Below are 23,882 nucleotides of genomic sequence, written 5' to 3' on the forward strand. Positions count from 1 at the left end.
ACTCCTATGAGCCCGTTTTTTCGTTCATGATAATAGAAATCATGCGGTGGGCGATTATTTACCAGTCCTTCATGACCTGAAGGATTTCCTCTTCATAATCACCGGTAATATCCTCATTGTATCCCCCGTGCTTCACATTCGTCTCCACGCCCCAGCCGTTTTCCTGGTATTCCCAGATATGATAAGGGACACCTCTGTAATCAAAATCCAGGCTGCCGCAGCCGTCCACTTCATTATATTGAAACTCCAGGGATTTTTCTTTCAGAAGATTTTGTATTTTTTCCAGACGCATATGCATTTCCTTCCTTTGTGATTATTTACATGTACTATTGTAACAAACAGAAAGAAAAATAGCCAGCGGCCACTCTGAAAATAAGAGAGAAAATTCATGCTGGATGGGATATGGAGTAAAAAGAGACCATTTACCCCCTTAATTCATATAATATAAAAAACTAAATGGATATATAGATGAAAGATTATGCAGTAATATCATTGGAACTTCACTTGTTTTTTATTAGGATCATGAAGGAACATTCACTTTTTCTTGAGGCCGGATTTCAATTAAAGGATGCAGCCTGCATAAAAAAAGCAGGATGGTTCAGAGAACAGTTTGAGAAGATTTTAGGGGAAGTTGTGCAGTTAAGCGATGGCCTAGTGGGGTGCGGGGTGCTGGAATCACAGGAAGTGGTGACAGATTTTACAAGGCAGTCAGAGAAAAAGACATCACAGCTTACAGGGATACCCATTGATACATGTATTACGGTCAGGGAAGAAAAGCTCACGGCCGGAAACGGATGCAGCAGCAGGGAGACAAGGAACGAGGTAAGGATGCTCAACCAGAAAGTTCTGCATCTGCTAAACGGGCTGATCGAGTTTAAAGAAGGGATCCTGGCAGATACGGAAGGATGCAGGTTGTTTACAGCCAATTATCCGCTGCTGATAAAACACATTATAAGGGAGGCAAAATTATATCGTTCATTTTTATTGGAACTGGAAAGACGTGGTACGATCAGTGCAAAAAGCATGCGTGAGACCGAAATGTTCTGGAATCAGATCATGATGGAACATGCCTTATTTATCCGTGGATTACTGGACCCGTCGGAGGAAGAGCTGATCGCCGCTGCTGATGAGTTTGCAGGAGACTATAAAAAACTTTTATGCGAAGCCAGGAATAAAAATAACAGAACTATGGGTGATCTGACGAAAAAAACATTACAGGAAACAGAAAAATATAGAGATTTCAAGACGGCAGGTACAAAAGGAATTAACGACTGTGAGATCTCGTCCATTATCCTGCCCCTGCTTGCAGACCATGTGCTGCGGGAAGCAAACCATTATCTTAGAATCTTAGAGAATACATGTGATAAAAATATATAAAGGTATTTGACACTGGTATAATGCCAAGTGACAATGGTTTCGTTCTTCCAATGTCGCCGCTTGTTCGCTTGTTTGCCGCATGAAGCGGAGTCGGTCCCTCCGATTCATGCGGCAGATGGCAAAACAGGCAGTGCCGGCGGTGTTGTTGGCGTAGATAGCGAGTGCTGTATCACAGGAATTTACGCAACACTGTACTAGCTGCGATTTGCCAATTTCGGCGCAATTTCCTCTAACAATATGCGGTCAAATTCTGCCTTGTTGCTAAGAAAGGGCATATGATCTGCATCCGGAATTGAAAAAATCTGTTTATCCGGTGCCGCTATTTCATCAAAAAAAGATTTTGCCAGAAGATAGGGGCTGTTATAATCATTTGCTCCCATTATGTAGTATACCGGAACTTGATAATCAGCTCCGTAGTTTCTTATGTCGGCTTTTTCCATTAAAAACGGCATCACGTCCCCTTGATCATGAAATACATGAAGCTGGTTGAATAGGAACGAATTTTTTAGTTCGTTAAATGAATAATACGGAGTTGCCAGTATGCGGATCACATCACCTAAACCCATATTTACGGAAAGTCCGTATTTGCTTTGATACGTTCTTACGGTCATCAGATCTGCCATATAGTTTGGACCGTAATCCGATGGCGGATATGGTGCAACAGCTTCCAGCGCCTTGATATCTTTTTGGTTTCCTGCCGCTTTCGCCACTTCCAGCGTCTTTTCATAGCCCACACGCTCATTGTCCGCCATCTTAACCACCTGCGAAATCCCGATATACGCGCTGTAATCCTCCGGATAGGTCTGCACAGCCATGGTTCCCAGCACCGTCCCCCAGCTATGGCCTGCGAGGATGATCTTTTTCTTGTTGAACTGCTGCTGTAGATACGCCGTCACTTCATGGACATCTTCCAGAACACGCTCCGCACGCATGGTCTGCAAAACTGTCGCCGGATCGTTCGCAAAGTATGTTTTGCCTACATTGCGCTGATCCCAGTTGACCACAGTAAAATCATTTTCCCACGCATACTGGTACAGATGTAAAAGTGGCATCATTGAATTACCGGGGCCTCCATGCACCCACAGGATGATGGGGTTGTCTGCGTTTTGTCCCCGGATATATAATGCCTGCTTTATGCCGCCGATCTCCACCATTTCCATGCGGTCTATGCCGGGAGCTTTGATTTTATGTCTTGTTCGTATGATCGCAGGGGCTATCAGCCGCAAACATGCAAACGCCAGAATAAAAACAGCGATCAGTGAGCAAAAAGTGATTAACAACATATTTGATACCTCCTTATGAGTATTCTTTTTTCAGTCACAATGGCAGCTCCTCCAACCGTTATTTGTATAATAAGAGCATCGGCTTCATCTGTCACACAGAGCTATTTTCGTAAAAATCACTAATAGAATTTATGATTTCATCTTCAAGTATATCAACACCTAATTGTCTCATAAGATGCTGCAAAAATCGAAATCGTTTTTGAAGTGTGGAAAAATCACCCTGAAAGATATCCGTATCACACCAAAAGTTTAAGAGCAGCAGAAGAACCTCCGCACATTCATTGGGAAACGCTGTAGAGATGCTTCTATCTTCTATGCCTTCTCGTATAACATCTGCTATGATTGGTGCAAGTTTTTTTACGTTATCCTGTGTAAAGGCCAGTATGATCTGTGGACTTTCTGCCGCACTTGAGATCATATTACCGGACTCTTTGATAATCTTTTCATCCATTAAATTCCGCTTAATCAAACCTCTCAGCTTTTCCTTTGCTGTAAGTCCGTGCATTTCATCAAGCCATTTTTTTACCGTTTCTGTTATCTGCTCAAACTGCCTTTCCATAACCGCATTAAAAATATCTTCTTTAGAACTGAAGTGATGAAAGATCCCACCCTTTGACATTCCCACAGCATCTGCGATATCCTGCATACTTGTTTTATCATATCCTTTTTCAGCAAATAACTTTGCAGAAATGGTAATGATATTTTCAATTGCTTGTTTTGGATTGTTCTTTCTGGTCATCCTATAACCCCTTTCCACTAAAAACCGACCGTTGGTTTTTATTATACAAGCTATTTCTGCTCCTGTCAAGCAGCACTGCGTTTATAGCAAAGCAATAAGGATTGGTGGTTAACGTATCTTTCTTTGCAAGAAAAACGCCGTCCATTGTCTCCAATGGCGGCGTTTTGATGCAGGTTGACACCTGTGTTTTCGTTTATTTCCGGTAATCATCTGATAGATTCAGCTGAAATACAAAATCTCCATATGCGGAAGTTTTCTGGCTAGCTCAGTCCGGAAAAAAAGTTCTCCTTCCTGCCTGGAAGGCTGATTATAACCGTATTTACCCCGGCCCCGGACCTGCATTTTTTCTTTGTCATAAAGATCCGGGGCATCCGGGAAGGCCTCCTCATTGATCTTTCGGTGGACAAAGCTATAGCTCATAAAAATGATTTCTATAAATGCGGTTTTCTTTACTTTTTCGGAAAGTTTTTCAGAAAGAACCGTGATCAATTGACTGTACATATCCTGCCATCCGGGGAGAAATATGACAGGTGCAATGAGGATTCCGCAGGGATATCCTGCCTCACACATTTGGTTGAGAGCTTCCATTCGTTTGTTCAGAGGTGAAGTGCCCAGTTCAATCTGTCGGATGATCTTATCGGGATTTACACTCATGCGGAAAATGACTTTTCCGCCGTGGTGCAGGGGAAGAAGGGGGGCCACACTGGCAAATTTAGTTGGGAAAGTCAGACGGCCTTTTCCACTTTCAGCAAAACGTTCTATGGTCCATTCCAGGTTGTGGGTGATGGTGTTTTCCAGGACCAAGTCACTGTTGCTGCCGATTTCAAAGGTCAGATTTTCGGATGAACGGTCTGCAGTTTTCATGATCTTGTCAAGCATCTCTTCCCGGTTTACAAAAAGACGGAGATAAGAGCATTTATTATAATTGCAGACCAGATAACAGTACAGACAGGCTGCAATACAGCCGGATGAGGTATAAGGTACAAGAAAATCCGAGACTTTGGCGTTGGGTACATGCCGGTGGGTTTTGCGGATGCCGATAATGAGATACTGCTTCATTTCTCTGAAATCAGAGTTGGGCCTTGTGCGCAGTTCGTCTATTTTATTATGGCTGTCAATGGGAATCCAGGTTCTGTCCTGGTATTTTTGTTTCAGGTATTTTCCTAGTTCATAGCCCATGGCTGCTTCTTCATAGTAGATTTTGTCTGGAAACATATATGCGGACCTCCATGATAGTATAAACTTAGGATGGCAGTTCCGGTGAAAAATATTCCCTGATCCCGCTTCGTATTCTCTGGGGTGTATCACCGTACAGCTTCTTAAAGGTGCGCATAAAAACTTTATAATTGCTGATTCCGTTTCTTTCCATCAGTACAGTGATACTTTCATCTGTATTTTTCAGATCATCATATAAATGCATGGTGCGGACAGAATTCAGATACTCCAGAAAGGTCTGTCCTGTGTACCTTTTAAACAGACGACAGAAATATTCGCGGCTTACGGCAAGGCTTGCGGCGGCGTCATCCAGTGTCAGCGGTTTTTGAAAATGGACCCGGACCCAGTCCATAACCTGGGTAACCCGCTCTAAATCTCTGTTAGTTCTTACTTCCGGCGCAGCGGGGGAGAGGGAACAGTAATTCTTATACAAGTGGTACAAAAATTCATAGAGATTGGCAGCAAAAAAGAACTGATAGCCATTTTCCTGGTATGTATAGGCATCCAGCATCTGCTCCAGGCACACACGGAGGTTTGAGAAGTCTTCTGTATGATCTCTCGGTGAGATCATTGTCTGAAAGTGCAGGTTTGTGCCGGAGGGCAGGAAACTTTGGAGCTGTTCAGCGGAAATCTGCAGCAGGATATAAGAAACTGAGCCATTGGCCCGGGTCATGTGGAGTTCTTTACTGTTGATTATCATCAGATCGCCGGGGGTGAGCAGATAGGAACCCGCCTGCACGACCGCGGTCAGTTCCCCCTCCATCATATATAAAACCTCCAGATAATCATGCCAATGGGCAGGAATGGTCAGGTCCGTACATTGGGACAGCATAAATTTTGCAGGCAGACCATTTGTCTCCCGGACTTTCTCATATTGGTACGGCATGTTTGCCTCCTTTTGATAACGTTGTTTTATCATCAATGCCAGTGCTCCATCCGGTCAGATACAAGACCGGGCGGAGCACTGGCGTGTGTTTGTCAATACTGACAGAGAACCTTCTGGTAATATTCTAGCAAACCGGGGGAAAAATATCAATATCAGCCTATAAATAGTTAAAAAGAGCCGTAGAAATTTGGGAGGTTATTGGTCATAATAGTACATAAAGAAAGACAAGTTATCTGGGAGGAATACCATGCAGTTAAAAAAGAAAACATTTACGGGAACAACTTCAAATGAAGTGACAGTAAGAGAGACCGAAAACAGAAAAACGGCCCGCCAGGCAGCCGCAGAAGGATTTGTTCTTCTGAAAAACCAGGAGCATATCCTGCCTTTAAAAAAGGGAATAAAGCTTGGCCTGTACGGGGCAGGTGCTGTGAAGACCATAAAGGGCGGTACAGGCTCCGGTGACGTAAACGAGAGAGAATGCATCAACATCTGCCAGGGCTTAAAAAATGCCGGGTATGAGATCACCAGCGATGCCTGGCTGGATGCCTATGCATCGCTCTATGAGGAGACACGGCTTAAATGGCGGGATGAAATTTTAGGAAAACTGAAAGCATACCATGACAATTTCTTTGAAGCATACTCCACGACTCCCTTTTTCATGCCCTGCGGAGATCCGGTTGATATGGAGAAGGCTTCTGCAGATGGTGCGGATACGGCGATCTATGTGCTGAGCCGTATTGCAGGTGAAAATGCGGACCGCCATGATACAGAGGGGGATTATTTCATTTCCGCTGAGGAAAAAGCATTGATCGCCCAGTTGTCAAAAGCATATCACTCCCTGGTGCTGGTCATCAACACAGGAGGCCTTGTGGATCTGGCCTTTGTGGAGGAATTTGACAATATCAAAGCTGTTCTCCAGTTTGTACAGGCAGGACAGGAGGGTGGAAACGCTTTCGCGGATGTGATATCCGGCAAAGTAACTCCAAGCGGCAAACTGGCGGATACATGGGCTCTTACTTATAAAGATTATCCCAACAGTGACACGTTCAGCTTTAAAAACGGGGACGTGAATACAGAAAAATACCAGGAAGGCATTTATGTGGGATATCGTTACTTTGATACTTTTGACGTGCCCGTGCACTATCCTTTCGGTTATGGACTGTCTTATACAGACTTTTCGATCAGCACAAGGGATATCAAAGTAATAAATACAGAAAACGGCAAACCGGAGATCGCGGTAACTGTGGAGGTGACCAATGCGGGAGATACATACTGTGGAAAGGAAGTTGTGCAGATTTACGTTTCCTGCCCCCAGGGGAAGCTGGAAAAAGAGTACCGCCGCCTTGCCGGATTTGCCAAGACAGAGGAATTAAAACCGGGAGAAACCTGCCGCATGACCATTACCTTCCCGGTTTATCAGCTGGCTTCCTTTTGTGAGGAAAATGCAGCCTGGATCCTGGAACAAGGAACATATGGTATCTGGGTCGGAAATTCCATTCAGGACGCGGAGCTGGCCTGCAGTCTATGCCTGAACGAGGATGCTCTTTTGGTACAGTGTGAACATATCTGCCCTCTGAAAGAGGAGTTGACGGAACTGGTACCGGACAGGGAGAAGATGAAAGCGAAGGAGGCTGCCTGGCTTGAGCTGGCAGCAGGACTTCCCTCTGTACAGATCTATGCCGAAAAAATCGTGAAAGAAACGGTGGTATATGCGGAACTGCCCAAACATTTTAATGGCAGGGCAGGCGAAATCGTGGAATCTCTTTCCGAGGAACAGCTGGTACAGATGGCTTGCGGAGACCCGGGGAAAGGACAGGACGCTGTTATTGGTTCTGCTGGATTCACGGTACCGGGAGCAGCGGCTGAGACTTCCTTGGCTGCATCCAAAGACCCCTGGAATCTGCCGTCCATGGCTCTGGCAGACGGCCCTGCGGGGCTGCGCCTGAACCAGAAATACCAGGTGGTAGACGGGGAGATTGTGCCCGAGAATTTCATGAAATCCATAGAGAAGGGCTTTTTTGCAGAGCCGTCCGAGGAGAAGGGAACGGCTTACTATCAGTATTGTACAGCAATTCCGGTGGGGACATTGCTTGCCCAGACCTGGAATGCGGAACTGGTAAAAGAAGTGGGCGAAATGATAGGAAAAGAGATGGAGCTTTTCCGGGTGACGTTATGGCTTGCTCCGGGTATGAATATCCACAGGAATCCGCTTTGCGGTAGGAATTTTGAATACTATTCCGAAGATCCGCTGTTGTCAGGTATGATGGCTTCTGCCATGACTCTTGGTGTGCAGAAGGTACCGGGATGCGGGACTACGATCAAACATTTTGCCTGCAACAATCAGGAGGATAACCGTATGGGGTCTGACTCCGTGCTGTCCGAAAGGGCTTTGCGGGAGATCTATCTGAAGGGATTTGAGATTGCAGTGAAAAATTCCCAGCCCATGTCCATTATGACATCTTATAATATGATCAACGGTGTACACGCTGCCAACTGCTATGATATCTGTACCAGAGCAGCCAGGGACGAATGGGGCTTTGCGGGGGCTGTCATGACAGACTGGACAACTACCTTTGCGTCTCCCAGAGGGGAATGTACAGCCGCCGGCTGTATGCGCGCAGGCAATGATATGGTAATGCCGGGGATTCCAAAAGACCATGAGAATATCCGCCAGGAACTGCAGGCAGGGACACTGGATATCCAGGAATTGAAACGCTGTATCTGCAATACAGTGAAACTGATCCTTAAGTCTAACCAGTATGAGGACGCGGTCAGCTACCTGGAGCAGTTTGAAGGGCTGGATACTTACCTGAAAGTAGAAAAATCTTAAAGCTTCCGTAGATCATCTATTCGTTACTGTTAACAGTCCAATGTCCCGGGAGGTGTTTTCCAAAAAGGATGCTGCGCGATGCGCAGCAAAATCCCGAGTTGGCCACACGAAAGTCCATGTGGAGTGCCGGAAATAAGGTGGATATACATAGTGAAACATGGTATAATAAAGCATCAGTATAGACAGGCCGTTTTATGTAATGGGACAAAAATCAAAAAGAATGGAGATTACTTATGGCTGAAATTAAACGTGTATACCGCCAAACAATGCCGGCAGTGAAGCTGGTGGGCAGATGCTACAGGGAAGAGGATAAAGAAAACGGTGTATTTGCAAACAAGTGGGGTGAGTGGTTTCAAAATGACCTGTTTGCACCGCTTCAACTGTCCGATGCGGGGGAGGAGCCATTTGAGGATTGCGATGCCTACATAGGCTTATGCCGCTGCAAAGAGGGGGAGCCGTTTCAGTATTGGATCGGTGTGTTCATGCCGCTGGATACCCCAGTACCGGATGGATATGACAGTGTTGTATTAGATGCGGGGGATATTGCTGTATGCTGGGTATACGGCAAGGAGCCGGATATCTATACCCATTGCTGCATGAGCCGGCTTGAAGAGGAAGGGTTTGCGTGGAAAGCAGATAAAGATGGAGTCATGTGGTGCTTTGAGCGATATAGCTGCCCACGTTTTACTACGCCTGACGAAGAGGGCAATGTAATACTTGATATGTGCTTTTATGTGAAATAAATAGTAGACAGAGCAGGGAGCAAGGGCAGAGGTGCCCCCGCTCCCTATTCTTTATTTCGTACGGGTCTGATGTACTTGAAATATTGTGCCGGATCATAATAAAAGTACATGATCCTGCCGGGTGAGGTATCCATGCAGTGATCCGTCTGAGAAAAATCAAAAGATGCCATTGCATGTTCGATTTTATCCTCTACACTGCGGTTTTCCTGCTCATAATCGAATGGTCCATGTTCAAAAACAATATATTCGGCTTCGGGAATATCAGCCACGTACATTTGCGGCGGTACTTCCCCTTCAAAATCAAAAGGAAGCCGTACCCCCCAACATTCGGAACGCAGAAAACCCCAGTCGCAGAGCCTGCCGTCCGGGTCGTTTATGTACGCCATGATCTGACCGCTTTTACAGTTGGGTTCGCTACCGCCATCATCATCCGGTTTACCCTTGATACTATCCAGCAATCCGCAGATTGTGTCATGATCCTGCCCAGGAATAAGACTTTGCTTTTGCCAGAAATCCCAATATCCGTTACTTTCACGGTTTCTAATGTACAAAAATTTGTGCCTGGGAATGGTTATGAAATAAATTTTGACGCCGTCTGTTGATCTTACCATACCAATCTCTCCTAAACCGAAAAAGTAGCGGTCAAACGCATTGATCTTTGTACGGAGAACAAGAGGTTTCGGATTTTTCCTATAGTCACTGGGCGCGATGCCGTATGTTCCTTTGAAAGCCCTGGTAAAGGCCTCATGAGAGGAAAAGCCATGATCAAAAGCAATATCCAAAAGACTTTTTGTACTGTCCCGCACCTCTTTCAGAGCAAAGGCTAATCTTCTGAGCCGCAGATAATCTCTAAACGGCATTCCCGATATTTCTTTAAATTTCCTGGTTGTGTAAAATTCGGAATATCCCAGCATATGGGAGAGATGATGAAGTGTCAAGGCTTCATTATCATAATTTTTGATACAGTTGTCAATTTCATCAACGATTCTTTGAATTTGTTTTTGCCATTGGTACATATGTTTGCCACCTCATGTGTGTCACTCTGCCTGCGCCTTTATCTTATAATGCTACATTATATCATATAGCAAGGAATGTGGCATGAAAAATAATGACAAGTGAAATCAAGCGGTAATTTACTTGTTCCTTTATAATAGGGATTGTCCCGATACTGTCATATTAAAATGTTTGGGAAATAAAAAGTTGGAGGTTAAGCATGAAAAAATGGTATAATGAGGAGTATGAATGGGAAATTGAGGTAATAGGGTTCCTTCGCGGTGACCATACAGAACGATATTGCCGAAACGGTGAGGAGATTGGGGATAAGTATACCTGTACTTACGGCTGTCCTGTAAATGCGGATGGACAGGGGATTTGTTCTAAGGTCATGATGATGATGTTTCCGGTCATGGAGGCTGTCAGGAGCGGCGGGGATTTAGAAAATATTGGCGGCAGCAGCAAATACTGCAAGGATATTGTATGTCCGGATGGCTGTGTTATGTTTCGGATGACGGCTGAGAAATTTGAGAATGAAAATTTTTTTAAGGGAAAGTTTTTTGATCAGTATAATTAGGATCCATCTATGATATTAAAATTTTTCATCTATTTTTGAAAGGATTTCTCCGTTTCAATCGTTTTATTAATATAACGAGGATTTTTCAGCCGGCCGATTTTTCGTCTGGTGTGGCGGAAAAAGTAATCGCAGAGAATAAAAGGTATGATAAAGAATCGGAGGAATGAATATGAAATTTAATAAGAGAAAAGTTCTGGGGGTAACTGCAGCAGGTGTGATCTTGGTGGGGACTATGAGTACAATTGTTATGGCTGGCGGGAAGGATGACTACAGCCGTCTGTGGTGCAGGGAAACTGTGTGCAGCCAGCATGGGGCGGATTGTCAGAACCGGGAAGACTGTGTGTCCGGTTCCAACTGTCGGAATCAGGAAAATTGTGTAAACAGTTTCACCGGACAAAGACAGGGAAATGGAATAGATAATATGGAAGACCTTTCAAGAGTGGATGCTGTAAAGGGAGCTGCAAGCCAAAGTGATGCAGGAAGTGCAAGCAGCGCCGCCGATCAAAGTGATGCAGGAAGTGCAAGCAGCGCCGTCGGTCAAAGCAAAGCAGGAAGTGCAAGCAGCACTGCCAGACAAAGTGATGCAGGAAGTGCAAGCAGCGCTGCCAGCCAAAGTGATGCAGGAAGTGCAAGCAGCGCCGCCGGTCAAAGCAAAGCAGGAAGTGTAAGCAACGCTGCCAGCCAAAGCAATGCAGGAAGTGCAAGCAGCGCTGCCGGTCAAAGCAAAGCAGGAAGTGCAAGCAACGCTGCCGGTCAAAGCAAAGCAGGAAGTGCAAGCAGCGCTGCTGGTCAGAATCAAACACAAGTTGTATACGGAACTGATTGCCCGAATCAGGAAAATTGCGTGAATGGGACCAACTGCGAAAACCGGGAGGCCTGTATGGATACAGAAGGCTGTCAGAACCGGGAGGGATGTGTGAATTCCCAGTACAGCGGCTCCGCTTCCGGTACAGCAGGGGGCCATGGTGCGCGTCATGGCGGAAACCATGGAGGCCACCACGGAAAATAATGTGGATTGCTTCATCATATAAAGCTGAAAGGATTTTATTTACATGATGACAAAATGGGATATCAATCTAATAGTGGAAGAATACGCAGATACCATAACCCGTATCTGCTATTCTTATGGAAAAAATTATGATGATACCCAGGACATTATGCAGAATGTATTTTTAAAACTAATGCGTGCCAACCCGAAATTTGATTCAAAAGAGCATGAAAAGGCCTGGATCATCCGGGTTACCATTAATGAATGTAAAGATTTTTTGAAAAACATTTTCCGTAGGCATGCTTCTTTGGAGGAAATACAGGAAATACCCATAGAGGAGGAAGAGGATTTATCTTACATCCGAGAAGCAGTCCTAAAACTGCCGGACAAATACAAATCGGTCATCTATCTTTTTTATTATGAAGGCTACTCGGCAGTGGAAATAGCGGGCATCCTCCATAAAAAAGAGAACACAATTTATACCTGGATGAACCGCGCCAGACAGATGCTGAAAGAAATGGTGGGAGGTGACGTGGAATGAGCAGGAAGATCAGAGATGCATTCGATTCTGTAAAAGCGGATGAACAGATGAAGGAAAAAACCAAAGAAAACCTGATGGCCCAACTGGAGCACTGTTCTAAACGCCGCTTTTATCAAAGACCTGTGTTTTATAGAACATTGGCCGGAGCGTTGCTGCTGGTCCTGGTGTTTGCGGGGAGTATGAAGGCTTATGAGATAAAAGCTGAGGCAGCTTATATCACTATGGAAGGTCCGGTTGAGATTGGGCTTTCCGTAAACGGGAAGGATACCGTGATCTCAGCAGAAGGGCTGAATGCGGACGGAGAAAATATTGTCTCTCAGGTGGATGTCACAGGAATGCATTACCGGGAAGCCCTGCAGGCTATCATGGAAACAGATTCCTATCAGGAGTGCCAGGGAGGAAGGGCAAAGGTAAAAGTTTCCTGTCATGATGACAAGCAGGAAGCGGATATGCAGCAGAGTGCGGATGAGACGTGTCATTCCTATGGCCGGCAATACCGGGAACATCACGGTCAGGAACATGAGGAAGAGACAGAAGGCCACCGGGAAAAACACAGCGGGCAATATGGCAGAAAACATGGGGATGCCTTTTGGGAGAATCAGCCGGAAGGTCAGCAGGAGGATCAGCCGGAAGGTCAGCAGAAGAATCGGCCAGAAGGTCAGCAGAAGAATTGGCCAGAAGGTCAGCAGGAGAACCAGCCGGAAGGTCAGCAGAAGAGTCAGCCGGAAGGTCAGCTGAAGGATCAACCAGGGGGGCAGCAGGAGAATCAACAAAGAATCCGGTCATCCGATGCTTCCGGAAATGATAATGGGGAGCATGGGCACAGAAACGGACATCATGAGGAATAAAGGCAGGGAGTTCAGGCATATAGCCTGGGCTCCTTTACCTTTTAGATTTATATTCTGCGGATACTGTATTTAATAAGGGCCAGGAGCACCCCTAATAAAATAATAACCGTAAGAAATAGAGTGACCAGTTTTTGAATTTCAAGGGTTCCGTTTACAATAGGGAACATATAGGCAATACTGCTCTCTTTTATAATTTCAAGCTGGCAGAAAGACCAATACGCTAAAGCTGATAAATACCCGATAATGACATTACTTCCAGCTTGTGAAAACACAAGTCCTAAAAGCCCTAAAAAAACGGCATAAAGTATGGTTACCGTGATATACCCCCAAAATGGAAATATACAGTTGTTACATAGCATGATCATGGCAAATGCAGTAATCACAACAGCAATCAACAGAAAACCGCATAAAAACCGGAAGCCAACACTTTTCATGTACGACCATGCTTTTGTATAAAGGATTTCCTTTATTCCTGTTTCTAATTCCTGTTTCGTTATTGGTATAAGGATAATTGCCCCAATTAAAGCAGCCGATTGCCCTAGCACTCCGGCAGAATGTATATTATCTAAATTTGAAATACCTCTTATCACAGGAATGAGCAATATGTGAGCAATACTTAGCAGCAGACTATTTTTGAATGTAAGAACGAAATCTATTTTTAAAAAATCCAAAATGTTTTTGCAGGAAGTAAGCATAATTGAATCTTCCACCTCTTTTCTGGTCGTATACAATGATAGATAATACCATCAGCACCAGTGCTATACACACAAACAATCCTCTGTTCAAGCAGATTAAAGTGAAATTTCGGTTTATAATTTCGGAGCCATTTAACGTATTATGTCGTATCATCAGTGTAAAAAGGGTTGTATCGCCAGATAATCCGGTAACAGAGGTGTCAACAAACCACCATATAAACTGTACCAAGACCGCTAATGGAGTTGAGGTTAAAATTGTCAAAAACATTCCCAATGACGTCACGATCATAGCTGTAGGCAATAGCCACCACATAATATATTTGATAAAAGCAAACATATCTATTGCAATACCCGTATCTGCCGAATAGCTTATTAACGGTATGAAAGACTCCAAACTCAAAAGTACAACGGGCAGCATGACAGCAGTGAGCATGGCAAAAAAGCGGATGACAATAAGCTTTGCCGTTCCCGTCTGCTTACTATCTATCAGTTCATGCATACGGTTTCGTCTGTCCTTTAACCAGAAAATAACTACTGCAAAAACAGGATACAGACCGATTGCTCTGCCGGTATAATCACAGAACAGCCTTGCAAAGGCGTTACTGACTTTATCGTCATAGATTGTCTTGTTATATTCTTCAATAGCTTCATCATAGGTCACTTCAGACAGACCATAATACTGCAATAGATTTTCCATAGAATAATTAGAACCTTTTCCGATTATACTTTCTGCCTCTGCCATTAGTTCCTTAAATCTTTGATAGGATACCTGAGGGATAAAAGTATGATTATCATGATCACCCATTTCAAAAGAAAAACTTCCGTTTTCGTTCTGTTCTATGTCAGCTCCGAAATGTATGATGTTGCCATTTATATCTGGAAAATAATTGTCTGGAAGATTACGAATTTGCTTTTCATCCAGACCGGTTATCTCACTGATGATTTCCAATATTGCTTGCTGCTCTTTATCGCTTAAAACAATTTCTTTATAGTATGAGTAAGGATAAGTGGAATAGGAATTTTTTGAAAATTCGATTATAAGCATATCTGTACCGCCAGACATGATTTTCTCTGATACTTCTTTATTTTTCATTCCGTAACTATCTGCATTCTTTTCCGGTTTTTTTAAAAGGGAACCGCCCGTGAACTCTGAATAAACAGAACTCAAATTATCTTGAGAAGTAGAAATTTCCTGCTCTGTTTCTCCATAGAAATTTTCATACCAGCTAAACATAAGCAAGCCAATGAATAACACATACACAAAACTAAAACAGACTTTTTTTAATTCTTTTATGAACAGCATTTATTCCACCTCCATCTTATGATCTGACAGTAAATACATATAACTATCCTCAATGGTGGGATTACAGGAAACCCACTCTTTTCGGGGAGCTTCATTGGATAAAAAACGGCAGGATATATTAGCACCGTTTTGATAAATGCTGATTATATGGTAGTTCTGTTTAAATTCCTCCAGTTCCTTCTGCAGAAGAATAGTGGTATAGACTTTACCGTTCCCCAATTTTAATAGGCTGTCAATGTTTCCTTCAAAAATAACCTTACCGGCACATAGGATTGCTGCTTTGGTGCAGGCTGCTTCAATATCGCCGGCTATATGCGTAGATAATAGAATGACCCTATCCATAGCTAACTCTGAAAGAAGATTATAGAAACGCAGTCTTTCTTCCGGGTCCAGCCCTGCGGTGGGTTCATCAATGATCAAGATTTTAGGGTGATTTAACAAGGCCTGTGCAATGCCAAACCGTCGTTTCATGCCACCGGATAAATTCTTAAATCGTTTATTTTTTTCAGGTTCAAGATTAACCTGCTTTAATAATTCGTTAATGCGTTCTTTCCGGATACTCTTTGGCAGTTCAGCTAAAATCCCCAGATAATCTAAAGAGGAAGATACACTCATATTTGGATATACCGAAAACTCCTGCGGAAGATATCCGATAATTTTACGGATTTCTTTTTTGTTTTTTATATCAATCCCATTTATTCTTATTGTTCCTGCCGATGGCTCTGACATGGCTGCCAATATACGCATTAAAGTTGTTTTACCGGCACCGTTTTCCCCCAGTAATCCATACATACCAACAGGTATATGTAGGGAAATATCTTGTAACACCTTTTGTTTTCCATAATTTTTATGCAGATGTTCAATTATAATTTCCATAAAAAACCTCCTTACGTTTGTCTGTAAGGAGATTATTTCATAGAAAAGTCAATTTTTAGAAAAGTTTCCGGTTATTTATGGATTTTTATTGTAACGGATGCTCCGTGTTCCGGTCTGTTTCTTAAATATAAAACGCCCCCCAGCTTCTCGCAAAGTATCTTACTAATAGAAAGTCCTATACCAAAATTACCACCGTTTGTAGGAGAACCGTAAAAGAATGAGGCTGCAGAACTTAATTCTTCCGGCGTAAACCCTATACCGTCATCCTGGATAACGAAAGAAACACAATGTTCGGTTTCTTCTATGGTTAACCAGATCTTATCATTGGCAAATCGGAGTGCATTATCAAAAACATTCTCCAGCACTTTACAAAGGATATCCCTATCCGTTTGAACTTGCAGTGTTTTAGAAAGATCTTGTACTTCTAACTGTTTTTTATGTTGTTCTGCCAATAATGAAAATCCTTGTGTTATCTCTGATATAAATATCTTCAAGTCATAAAAATCTTTTTTGATCTCAATGTCTTCAATTTTCTGAATATCATTGACACAATCCACATACCTATGCAGTCTGCCTGTCGCACCTACCATGTTTTGAAGCGTTGTCCGCAGAACATCATTTGTAAGGATACCTTTCTCCATTGATTTTTCTAAATAGTCAAGATAACCATTGATCACAGTGATCGGCGTTCTTAGATCATGCGAGATAGAAGCAGTCAATGCCTTTCGCTCCTGCAGCATATCCCACATTTTACGATTGCTCTTATATACTTCATTTCTCATATGTTCAAAGGTATCACATAATTTTCCTAATTCATCCTCCGAACGGTATTTTATTTGAAAATCCAAGTTTTGCTCCGAAATATAATGCATTCCGTTTTTTAGATCCTCAAGCGGCGTCTGCAATTTCAACTTATAGTAGAATTTAGCAACGATTACAGAAGCAATTATAATATAGAAAACAGGAAAGACTACCATTAAAGCTGTTACCATCCAATAATAGATTTGCTTTTCATCCGACAGTTCGCCGTGTACATATTCTTTTGGAACAACCGTTAAACCATTTTCTGTATCAGCATTGTGTTCACTTGTATAGCCGGTAACAATAATGGGCCTTGTATCCAGTATACTTTGCTGTATATTAGAAAGTCTAAATATTGTAAGGAGTGAAAGTATGCTGACGATCCCTAAACAAAAAAACGCCAGTAACACCAGTGATTTTTTTAATGACATATTTTGAAGCAGCTTTTTTATTTTATCCATTTGTACCCCACTCCCCAAACAGTAGAAATATAGGCTTTCTCTGTATATTCAGAAAACTTTGAGCGGATTTTCCGTATATGCTCCTTGATGACTGTGCTGTCTCCGTTACTATCGAACCCCCAAATGATCTCATATATTTTTTCTCTGTCAAAGACCTGTCCTGCATTTGCAGATAATAGCTGAATGATTTCAAATTCCTTATTTGATAATTCAATCCGATTATTTTTGATATAAAGGCTCCTGTCCGAATAATCAATGATAAGTTCTTCTGAAAATTTATTTTTCGTTTTCTTATGGCTTCTGTTTTCACGGCGTAAATGTGCAGAGAGCCTTGCCAGCAGTTCGCTCATGGAAAAAGGCTTTGTTATATAATCATCTCCACCTGCCATAAGCCCATTTATTTTATCCTGTTCGGATACTCTGGCTGTGAGAAAAAGAATAGGGCAGGATACAAAATCTCGAATAGACACGCATAAATCAAGTCCGTTCATACCGGACATATTAATATCTAATAAAATAATATCGGGACAGTTTGATAATTTATCCAAAGCCTCTTTGGCATTGATTGCTGTATAAACAACATATCCTTCTGATTCCAGTTGCAGCTTCAGCATATCCAAAATGGATGGCTCATCATCCACGATTAAAATTTTATATGTTTCCTTCATAAATTTTCACTCCTTGTTTTAATAAATAAGGCTTATATGAAACTTATAACACCAAAATGTCAAAATTTAGTCAAATTAATGGTTGACTCTCACGTTCCGTGATAGTGTATGATAAAATCATCATAAAAAAGAAATATGATACAGAGCAGCAAAACATACAAACAGAAGGGAGTGGGATCATATAAAAACAGTAAAACAGGTTTCTGAGCTTACGGGAATCAGTGTCAGGACATTACAGTATTACGATGAGATAGGGCTTCTGGCGCCAACAAAGCTGACGGATTCCGGCTATCGGTTATATGATGAGGATGCGCTGGAGACATTACAGCAGATACTCTTTTTCAAAGAGCTGGATTTTTCCTTAAAAGAGATCAAAGGCATAATAGAAAATCCCTGCTATGACAAGATAGCAGCGTACAAGCAGCAGAAACGCCTATTGGAAACGAAACGAAAACGGCTGGACAAAATGATCTGTCTGCTGGGTAAATTAGAACAGGGGGAAACGTGTATGAGTTTTAAAGAATTTGATACAGAAGAATATTTTAAAATGTTGTCCGAATTCAGAAAAGAGCATGAAGATTCCGTCATAAAAAGTTTTGGCAGCGTAGAGGCCTTTGATGAGTGGGTAAGTAAATGGAAAGGAAAAGAATCCATACTTGCTGACTCTGCAAAGAAAAACTATGGAAGTATGGAAGAGTTTATAGATGCCATGAAAAAAAACCTGGAAAAAATGCCTGATCTGATGGAAAAAGGAAAGAAACTCGGGGAAGGCGGGGGACTGGAGCGTAGCAAAGAACTGACCCAGGCTTTGATGTCTGATCTGACGAGAGACCCCGGTTGCGAGGAAGTACAGGAGATTATAAGGGAATGTGTGGAAACCACAGAAAAACTGTATGAAGGAATGGAGATGGGAAATAATTTCTGGGATAACATGGTAGACAGTTATCTGCATGAAAAAGTCCTGATAGAAAGTCTGGATAAGATGTACGGTAAGGGAGCCTCCGAATTCACAGGTAAAGCCTACCAGTATTATTTTCAGAACAGAAAAGCATAAGATCAATACAACAAAAAGAAAAATATTTTGGGGAAGTCTGTTTTATCAGACTTCCCCAAAATAGCATTCATGCTCATATAGATTTGCGGAACAAGGTTTTTTTCTTTACTCCACTTCAGGCGTCTTTTGCGCCGACATAATATTCCTCTTGAACTCAATATAAGTAGCAATAAAGTAAATCAGATATACGCCTCCAAACAGCAGCAGTGCAAGCCCGAAATAAGACCAGGAGGGCGCCTGAATACCGGAGTATTTTACAAAGTTATGACTGATAAAGCCAACAATGCCTCCGCTTAGCAGAACGGCTCCTGCAAAGGGACAGATATAGTAGATGACAAGCTGCCGGAATATTACCTGGTTTAATTCCTTTGCGCGCATACCCAGTTTGCCCAGAAGCTGATAGCGGTACTTGTATTTTCCGGAATCGGAGAGCTGTTGTACAGCCAGCACGGTGAGTGCAACGCAGAGGAATACAAGCCCCACATAAAACAGCGGGAAGATCAAGGTGGAGAGCAGAAATTTCATTTCCTTTGTGTCATTGTCTTTTAGAAAGACTAACTTATCGGATATATAGATGGCATCTGATCCGGTTCCCCGGTCCAGGTTGTCTATATAGTTGTCAATTTCCTCGTAAGAATCATTATTCGTTTCAATCCCCCGCTGTGCAAGTACCTGATCATAGAGCGTATCAGGAAGACTGCCCTTTATCTCCGCAGCCATAAGAGAGTAATAGGGGGTCATAAAGACAGTTGAATCATCCGGAACAACCAGAAGATAATCGGCACCGTTGTGACCACTCTGTTCAAATGGCTCCGTATAGATCCCGGCACAGGTGTAATCCACATTTTGAATCTTCAGAGGTTTTTCTGTAAAAGGGATCCATGTTTTTTTCAGCCGTTTTTTTGTCTGGATCAGATATTGGTTCCCGGTCAGGGATACCGGTTTCAGGCCCAGCATCTGCCGCAGGGAATTATAATCGCTCAGACGGATATAGGTGTCATATTGAAAATAGTAGGAGCTGTCTGTCTCCGGGAGCTGTTCCACCAGATATTGCCTGCACGTGCCGGTATTGTCCTGATAAATGTTATAGATCAGAGAGTTTGTGATCTGAGCATATTTTTCAATCAGCTCTTTTTCATCCTTGAATTCATGATTGGTCTGTTCACTGTAAATACATACGTCAAAAGGATACTTTTCCTGTGCCTGGGTGTTTTGAAACTGGTTCAGCATCAGGGCATCCGAAACCCCGACCAGAGCAACCATAAAAAGGATCGTGAGTGTACCCAGTGTAAACTGCATGGTTTTTACCTTGGAGGCAAGCTGCCGGAGCAGAAAAATATTGGCACCCGTGTACACGCCTGCCTTTCCCTTTCGGATATAGCTGATAAGAAAAGCAGAAAGTCCCATATAGAGAAAATAAACAGAGGCCATAAGTGCCGCTATCATGGGATATACATTCCATTCGTTGAAATGTCCGAAATACAGCATCCATCCAAACAGCAGGATTATAAATAAAGAGACGAAAAACATCCACTGTTTCCCTGATCGATTCCCGTTTTTCAGCTCCTCATTCTGGTGGTCCAGGTACATCATTTCCCGGATATTCATCTTTTTAAAACGCCGGCTGCTCCGAAACATTGCCAGGATATAAGAACCAAAGAAAATACCGGCTGTCATGAAAAAGGTACCCATATTCCATTGGATATGAATGGTATACTCAGCCTGTACGATGGCATAGATCAGTGTGGTGATCAACTGCTGCAGAAAGAGACCGGGGAGCAGGCCAATGATGAAGGCAGCCAGTCCGAGAAGCAGCATTTCCTTTAAAAATAACCTTGCGATCTGCTTTTTGTGAAAGCCCAGCAGCAGGTAAGTGGCAAATTCCCTGCTTCGTTTCTCTGCCATGAATTTCATCATATAATGCACCAGCCATATGATGATCAATACAATAAAAAAGGTGGCAAGCCCCAGCATGGCGCCCATCATCCCAGCTTCGGAGCAGAGCTTATTTATATCATCTGAGAAGATCATGGAGTCAAAAGAGAACATCAAAGCAGCGGTAAATATCATAGTCATAAGATAGATGAGATAATCCCGAAAGGAGCGTTTGGCATTGCGAAGAGCCAGCTTATTCAGCATCTCCATCACCTCCTGTCAGGGAGAGCACATCCAGGATCTCATTCAGGAATTCCTTTCTGCTTTTGGATCCTTTCTGCAGTTCGTGAAAAATTTTTCCGTCCTTCAGAAAAAGGATACGCTTGCAGTAACTTGCGGAAAAAGCGTCATGTGTGACCATCAGTATGGTTGCGTGCATCTGCTCATTCATGTGGGTAAAAGTTTCCAGAAGCATCCGGGCAGATTTGGAATCCAGAGCGCCTGTGGGTTCATCGGCAAAAACAATTTTCGGATGATTGATCAGTGCCCTTGCACAGGCGCAGCGCTGCTTTTGCCCGCCGGACACCTGATAGGGGAACTTATCACACAGGGGCAGAATGTCCAGGCGTTCCATGATCTTTTTAGTCCGTTCCTGGATTTCCTTTTTGCTTTTTTTTGTCAGAGACATGGCAAGGGAGATATTTTCCTGTATTGTCAAAGTATCCAGCAGATTGAAATCCTGAAACACAAATCCCAGGTTGTTCTTCCTGAAATCCGCCATTTTGTCCTCGCTAAATCCCGTAATATCTTCCTGGCCATAATAAATGTGTCCTGATGTCACCATATCCACGGTTGCAAGCAGGTTTAAGAGCGTCGTCTTGCCGCTTCCGCTGGCACCCATGATACCGGTGAACTCGCCTCTGTTTACAGCAAAAGAGATGCGGTCCACAGCTTTTGTGAGATTGTTTTTGCTTCCGTAGTATTTTTCAACATCCTCCACTCGGATTAATTCTTCCATCCTGTTATCCTTCCTTTCCGGTTTAAGTACAGGGGCTTTCCCTGTTCTGATTCTATGATACCGGAAAGCATGTGTGTTTCATATAAAACTAGTTTGCAGTAACCTTACAATTTTGAAAGATTGACTTACTATTCTTCATTTTGTCCGTGTCTGGAAAAATGGCTGCTGCCGTCAGGAAAATGCAGCAGAATCCTTGTATATTCCCCTTCTATAGACTGGGCTTCTATGGAGATTCCCAGCTTTCGGCACAGTTTTCTGCACAGATACAGGCCGATGCCTGTGGACTGCCGATTGTGCCTGCCGTTGGTTCCGGTAAATCCTTTATCAAAAATGCGTCCGATCTCACTGTCCTGTATGCCAATACCGTTGTCTTCCAGGAACAGCGTAGTCCGGTTGTTTTCCCTGACGGTATGGATGGAGATGCGGCAGTCCTCCCCCTTTTTATATTTGACGGCATTGAGGAAGATCTGGTTCAGGATAAATTCCAACCATTTATCATCACAGTATACCGTTTCTTCGCATCCCTGCAGATCCACTTGCACATTATTTTTTATCAGGTAAGGGCGGATGCGCTGGATGGCAGTCAATACCGTATCTTTCAGTGTGATCTTGTGTATAAGATAATCCTGGTACACCGTATCAGATCTGGCATAGAAAAGTGCTTTCTCCACATCGTTCTCCAGTTCCGTGAGCTGGGCCTTGATTTTTCTTGTCTCTGCGGTCTTGTTGTTGTCACAGATCAGATTCATGGATGTGATGGGGAGTTTTACCTCGTGGATCCAGTTTTCGATAAAGTCTTTATACTCTGTGCGCTCAGATTCCAGATGGTGGACCGCGTCAATGACAGCTTTGTTGGAGCTTCTGAGGATCCTCTTATAGAGCCGGTCCTCCAGGCGGAAAGAATCCGGCATGATTTCCGAGATGAGATAAGGCTTATCCAGGGAATCTAAAATGTGAAACAGCTCCCGGAAATATCTGTTTTTTCTGTACCAGTCAGCGATAAAATAAGCAGCCAAAAGAAAGAACCAAAAAATATAGAAAAGCAGAAGCTGATTCTTTCTGAGGCCGCAGGTGTATAAGTAGATAAAACTGCCGATCATGCACAGGATATGCAGCAGTATGGTCAGTGTCTTGTCCTTTAAATAATCCGCAAAATTCATATTCGGTAGCCCTGTCCTCTCTTTGTCTCAATCAGATCATCCACACCGATTTCACGCAGTTTACTGCGGATGCGGGTGATATTGACACTCAGTGTATTGTCGTCAATGAAAATCTGATTATCCCACAAATCATCAATAATGTCCTCTCTGGGTACGATTTCACCGCACCGGGAAAACAAATTCCAGCAGATGCGCAGCTCATTTTTGGTAAGCTCCGCTGTTTTGCCGCTGCAGGTCAGTGTGCTGTTCAAAAGATTTAGCCTGCATCCCCTGCAGGTCAGGATACAGGAATCAGATACCGCATTTTCCCGGCCCGAGCGCTTCAGGACCGCCGCGATCCTTGCCAGAAGTATGGGGGTTACATATGGTTTGGTGATATAATCGTCCCCGCCCATCATTATGCCGTTCAGTTCATCCATGGAGGAGCTGCGGCTTGTCACAAAGATGATAGGCGTGTCCTTTGTTTTACGGATCTCCCTGCACAGGGACAGGCCGTCAAGCCCCGGCAGCTGGATATCCAGAAGGATCAGGTCAGGGGAAAGTGCCTGCACCTGGGCGGGAACATCGGAAAAATTTTCTATACTGTCTGCATGATACAGAGCGTTTTCCAGCATCAGTTTCAGTTCACTGCGGATGTCGGTATCGTCTTCAATGATCAATATATGGTACAAGTTCTGGCCTCCTGCCGTCTTATGTTTTTCTTTTGTAACTATTCAGTAGGTCTGGGCATTCACTGCGCTGGCCGTAAGAAAGTGTACCACAACCAAGCAAAAGTCCCATCGCCAAAGGTAATTTTGCATGGATTTTTGCCTGTAACTGTGAGGGTACTGAACAGTTACTTTCTTTTATTATAGTATTCCTTGCAAAGCTTTGCAATGAAAAGGAAAATTCATTGCGCGGATTGGGAAAAACAGGTATAATGCTTAGAAAAGAAAAACTATGGAAAGCGGG

General features: G+C 43.2%; 23 protein-coding genes and 1 pseudogene. 9 read left to right on the forward strand and 15 right to left on the reverse strand.

Annotated elements, in window-relative coordinates:
- Positions 1 to 58 precede the first annotated feature (58 nt).
- Entirely contained in the window at positions 59 to 292 is a 234-nt protein-coding gene (locus tag CI595_RS21840) for a kinase (RefSeq protein ID WP_095175733.1), read from the reverse strand.
- Positions 293 to 468: 176 nt separating this feature from the next.
- On the opposite strand from CI595_RS21840, the gene CI595_RS21845 reads away from it, so the two are divergent.
- Entirely contained in the window at positions 469 to 1,377 is a 909-nt protein-coding gene (locus tag CI595_RS21845; RefSeq protein ID WP_095175734.1) for a DUF2935 domain-containing protein, read from the forward strand.
- A 194-nt stretch (positions 1,378 to 1,571) separates the two neighbouring features.
- Here CI595_RS21845 and CI595_RS21850 read toward each other — a convergent pair whose 3' ends face one another.
- From CI595_RS21850 to CI595_RS21865, 4 genes are all read right to left on the reverse strand, one after another.
- Complete coding sequence (locus CI595_RS21850) at positions 1,572 to 2,660, reverse strand: alpha/beta fold hydrolase (RefSeq protein ID WP_162291943.1); 1,089 nt, start codon at positions 2,658 to 2,660, stop codon at positions 1,572 to 1,574.
- 91 nt (positions 2,661 to 2,751) lie between these two features.
- Positions 2,752 to 3,399: a TetR/AcrR family transcriptional regulator gene (locus CI595_RS21855; RefSeq protein ID WP_095175735.1), complete on the reverse strand. Its 648-nt coding sequence runs from the start codon at positions 3,397 to 3,399 to the stop codon at positions 2,752 to 2,754.
- Between the two features lie 219 nt (positions 3,400 to 3,618).
- Positions 3,619 to 4,614 carry an SPL family radical SAM protein gene (locus tag CI595_RS21860; RefSeq protein ID WP_095175736.1) on the reverse strand — a complete coding sequence of 332 codons (996 nt, stop codon included), beginning with the start codon at positions 4,612 to 4,614 and terminating at the stop codon, positions 3,619 to 3,621.
- Positions 4,615 to 4,642: 28 nt separating this feature from the next.
- Positions 4,643 to 5,500 carry an AraC family transcriptional regulator gene (locus CI595_RS21865; protein WP_095175737.1) on the reverse strand — a complete coding sequence of 286 codons (858 nt, stop codon included), beginning with the start codon at positions 5,498 to 5,500 and terminating at the stop codon, positions 4,643 to 4,645.
- Positions 5,501 to 5,747: 247 nt separating this feature from the next.
- On the opposite strand from CI595_RS21865, the gene CI595_RS21870 reads away from it, so the two are divergent.
- Positions 5,748 to 8,330 carry a beta-glucosidase gene (locus tag CI595_RS21870; protein WP_095175738.1) on the forward strand — a complete coding sequence of 861 codons (2,583 nt, stop codon included), beginning with the start codon at positions 5,748 to 5,750 and terminating at the stop codon, positions 8,328 to 8,330.
- 233 nt (positions 8,331 to 8,563) lie between these two features.
- Positions 8,564 to 9,073 (forward strand): GyrI-like domain-containing protein, encoded by a 510-nt coding sequence (locus CI595_RS21875; RefSeq protein WP_095175739.1) that lies wholly within the window; start codon positions 8,564 to 8,566, stop codon positions 9,071 to 9,073.
- 44 nt (positions 9,074 to 9,117) lie between these two features.
- On the opposite strand, the gene CI595_RS21880 is transcribed toward CI595_RS21875, so the two are convergent.
- Complete coding sequence (locus CI595_RS21880; protein WP_095175740.1) at positions 9,118 to 10,089, reverse strand: helix-turn-helix transcriptional regulator; 972 nt, start codon at positions 10,087 to 10,089, stop codon at positions 9,118 to 9,120.
- A 197-nt stretch (positions 10,090 to 10,286) separates the two neighbouring features.
- Here CI595_RS21880 and CI595_RS21885 point away from each other — a divergent pair, with 197 nt between their 5' ends.
- The 4 genes from CI595_RS21885 to CI595_RS21900 all read left to right on the forward strand — a co-directional run bounded on the left by CI595_RS21885 (position 10,287) and on the right by CI595_RS21900 (position 13,020).
- The gene (locus CI595_RS21885) at positions 10,287 to 10,643 is read left to right on the forward strand and encodes a TIGR04076 family protein (protein WP_095175741.1); all 357 of its coding nucleotides are present in this window, start codon (positions 10,287 to 10,289) and stop codon (positions 10,641 to 10,643) included.
- Positions 10,644 to 10,812: 169 nt separating this feature from the next.
- Positions 10,813 to 11,652 (forward strand): hypothetical protein, encoded by an 840-nt coding sequence (locus tag CI595_RS21890; protein ID WP_095175742.1) that lies wholly within the window; start codon positions 10,813 to 10,815, stop codon positions 11,650 to 11,652.
- Positions 11,653 to 11,695: 43 nt separating this feature from the next.
- Positions 11,696 to 12,172: an RNA polymerase sigma factor gene (locus CI595_RS21895; RefSeq protein ID WP_095175743.1), complete on the forward strand. Its 477-nt coding sequence runs from the start codon at positions 11,696 to 11,698 to the stop codon at positions 12,170 to 12,172.
- Positions 12,169 to 13,020 (forward strand): anti-sigma-I factor RsgI family protein, encoded by an 852-nt coding sequence (locus CI595_RS21900; RefSeq protein WP_095175744.1) that lies wholly within the window; start codon positions 12,169 to 12,171, stop codon positions 13,018 to 13,020. Before CI595_RS21895 ends, CI595_RS21900 begins: the two co-directional genes overlap by 4 nt.
- Positions 13,021 to 13,067: 47 nt before the next feature.
- Here the strand turns inward: CI595_RS21900 and CI595_RS21905 are convergent, their stop codons facing one another.
- The 5 genes from CI595_RS21905 to CI595_RS21925 form a co-directional block, all read right to left on the reverse strand.
- Entirely contained in the window at positions 13,068 to 13,691 is a 624-nt protein-coding gene (locus tag CI595_RS21905; RefSeq protein WP_243135235.1) for a hypothetical protein, read from the reverse strand.
- On the reverse strand, positions 13,648 to 15,018 hold the full coding sequence (locus tag CI595_RS21910; protein WP_095175746.1) for an ABC transporter permease: 1,371 nt from the start codon (positions 15,016 to 15,018) through the stop codon (positions 13,648 to 13,650). Before CI595_RS21910 ends, CI595_RS21905 begins: the two co-directional genes overlap by 44 nt.
- The gene (locus tag CI595_RS21915; protein WP_095175747.1) at positions 15,019 to 15,894 is read right to left on the reverse strand and encodes an ABC transporter ATP-binding protein; all 876 of its coding nucleotides are present in this window, start codon (positions 15,892 to 15,894) and stop codon (positions 15,019 to 15,021) included.
- 71 nt (positions 15,895 to 15,965) lie between these two features.
- On the reverse strand, positions 15,966 to 17,156 hold the full coding sequence (locus tag CI595_RS21920; protein WP_095175748.1) for a sensor histidine kinase: 1,191 nt from the start codon (positions 17,154 to 17,156) through the stop codon (positions 15,966 to 15,968).
- Positions 17,144 to 17,824, reverse strand: coding sequence for a response regulator transcription factor (locus CI595_RS21925; RefSeq protein ID WP_095175749.1), 681 nt, complete (start codon positions 17,822 to 17,824; stop codon positions 17,144 to 17,146). Before CI595_RS21925 ends, CI595_RS21920 begins: the two co-directional genes overlap by 13 nt.
- Before the next feature lie 181 nt (positions 17,825 to 18,005).
- Between CI595_RS21925 and CI595_RS26960 the strand changes: the two are divergent.
- Together CI595_RS26960 and CI595_RS26965 are read left to right on the forward strand one after the other, a co-directional pair.
- Positions 18,006 to 18,200 (forward strand): annotated as a pseudogene (locus CI595_RS26960) (MerR family transcriptional regulator); the annotation flags it as partial.
- 132 nt (positions 18,201 to 18,332) lie between these two features.
- Positions 18,333 to 18,878 carry a TipAS antibiotic-recognition domain-containing protein gene (locus tag CI595_RS26965; protein ID WP_330397469.1) on the forward strand — a complete coding sequence of 182 codons (546 nt, stop codon included), beginning with the start codon at positions 18,333 to 18,335 and terminating at the stop codon, positions 18,876 to 18,878.
- A 105-nt stretch (positions 18,879 to 18,983) separates the two neighbouring features.
- Here CI595_RS26965 and CI595_RS21935 read toward each other — a convergent pair whose 3' ends face one another.
- From CI595_RS21935 to CI595_RS21950, 4 genes are all read right to left on the reverse strand, one after another.
- Positions 18,984 to 21,017, reverse strand: coding sequence for an ABC transporter permease (locus CI595_RS21935; RefSeq protein WP_095175751.1), 2,034 nt, complete (start codon positions 21,015 to 21,017; stop codon positions 18,984 to 18,986).
- Positions 21,007 to 21,771, reverse strand: coding sequence for an ABC transporter ATP-binding protein (locus CI595_RS21940; protein ID WP_095175752.1), 765 nt, complete (start codon positions 21,769 to 21,771; stop codon positions 21,007 to 21,009). The genes CI595_RS21935 and CI595_RS21940 overlap by 11 nt, the downstream gene beginning before the upstream one ends.
- A 128-nt stretch (positions 21,772 to 21,899) precedes the next feature.
- Positions 21,900 to 22,931, reverse strand: a complete 1,032-nt coding sequence (locus CI595_RS21945; protein ID WP_095175753.1) for a sensor histidine kinase — start codon at positions 22,929 to 22,931, stop codon at positions 21,900 to 21,902.
- Positions 22,928 to 23,602, reverse strand: coding sequence for a response regulator transcription factor (locus CI595_RS21950; RefSeq protein WP_095175754.1), 675 nt, complete (start codon positions 23,600 to 23,602; stop codon positions 22,928 to 22,930). The genes CI595_RS21945 and CI595_RS21950 overlap by 4 nt, the downstream gene beginning before the upstream one ends.
- Positions 23,603 to 23,882 lie beyond the last annotated feature (280 nt).

Source organism: Blautia hominis, assembly GCA_002270465.1.
GTDB lineage: Bacteria > Bacillota > Clostridia > Lachnospirales > Lachnospiraceae > Blautia > Blautia hominis.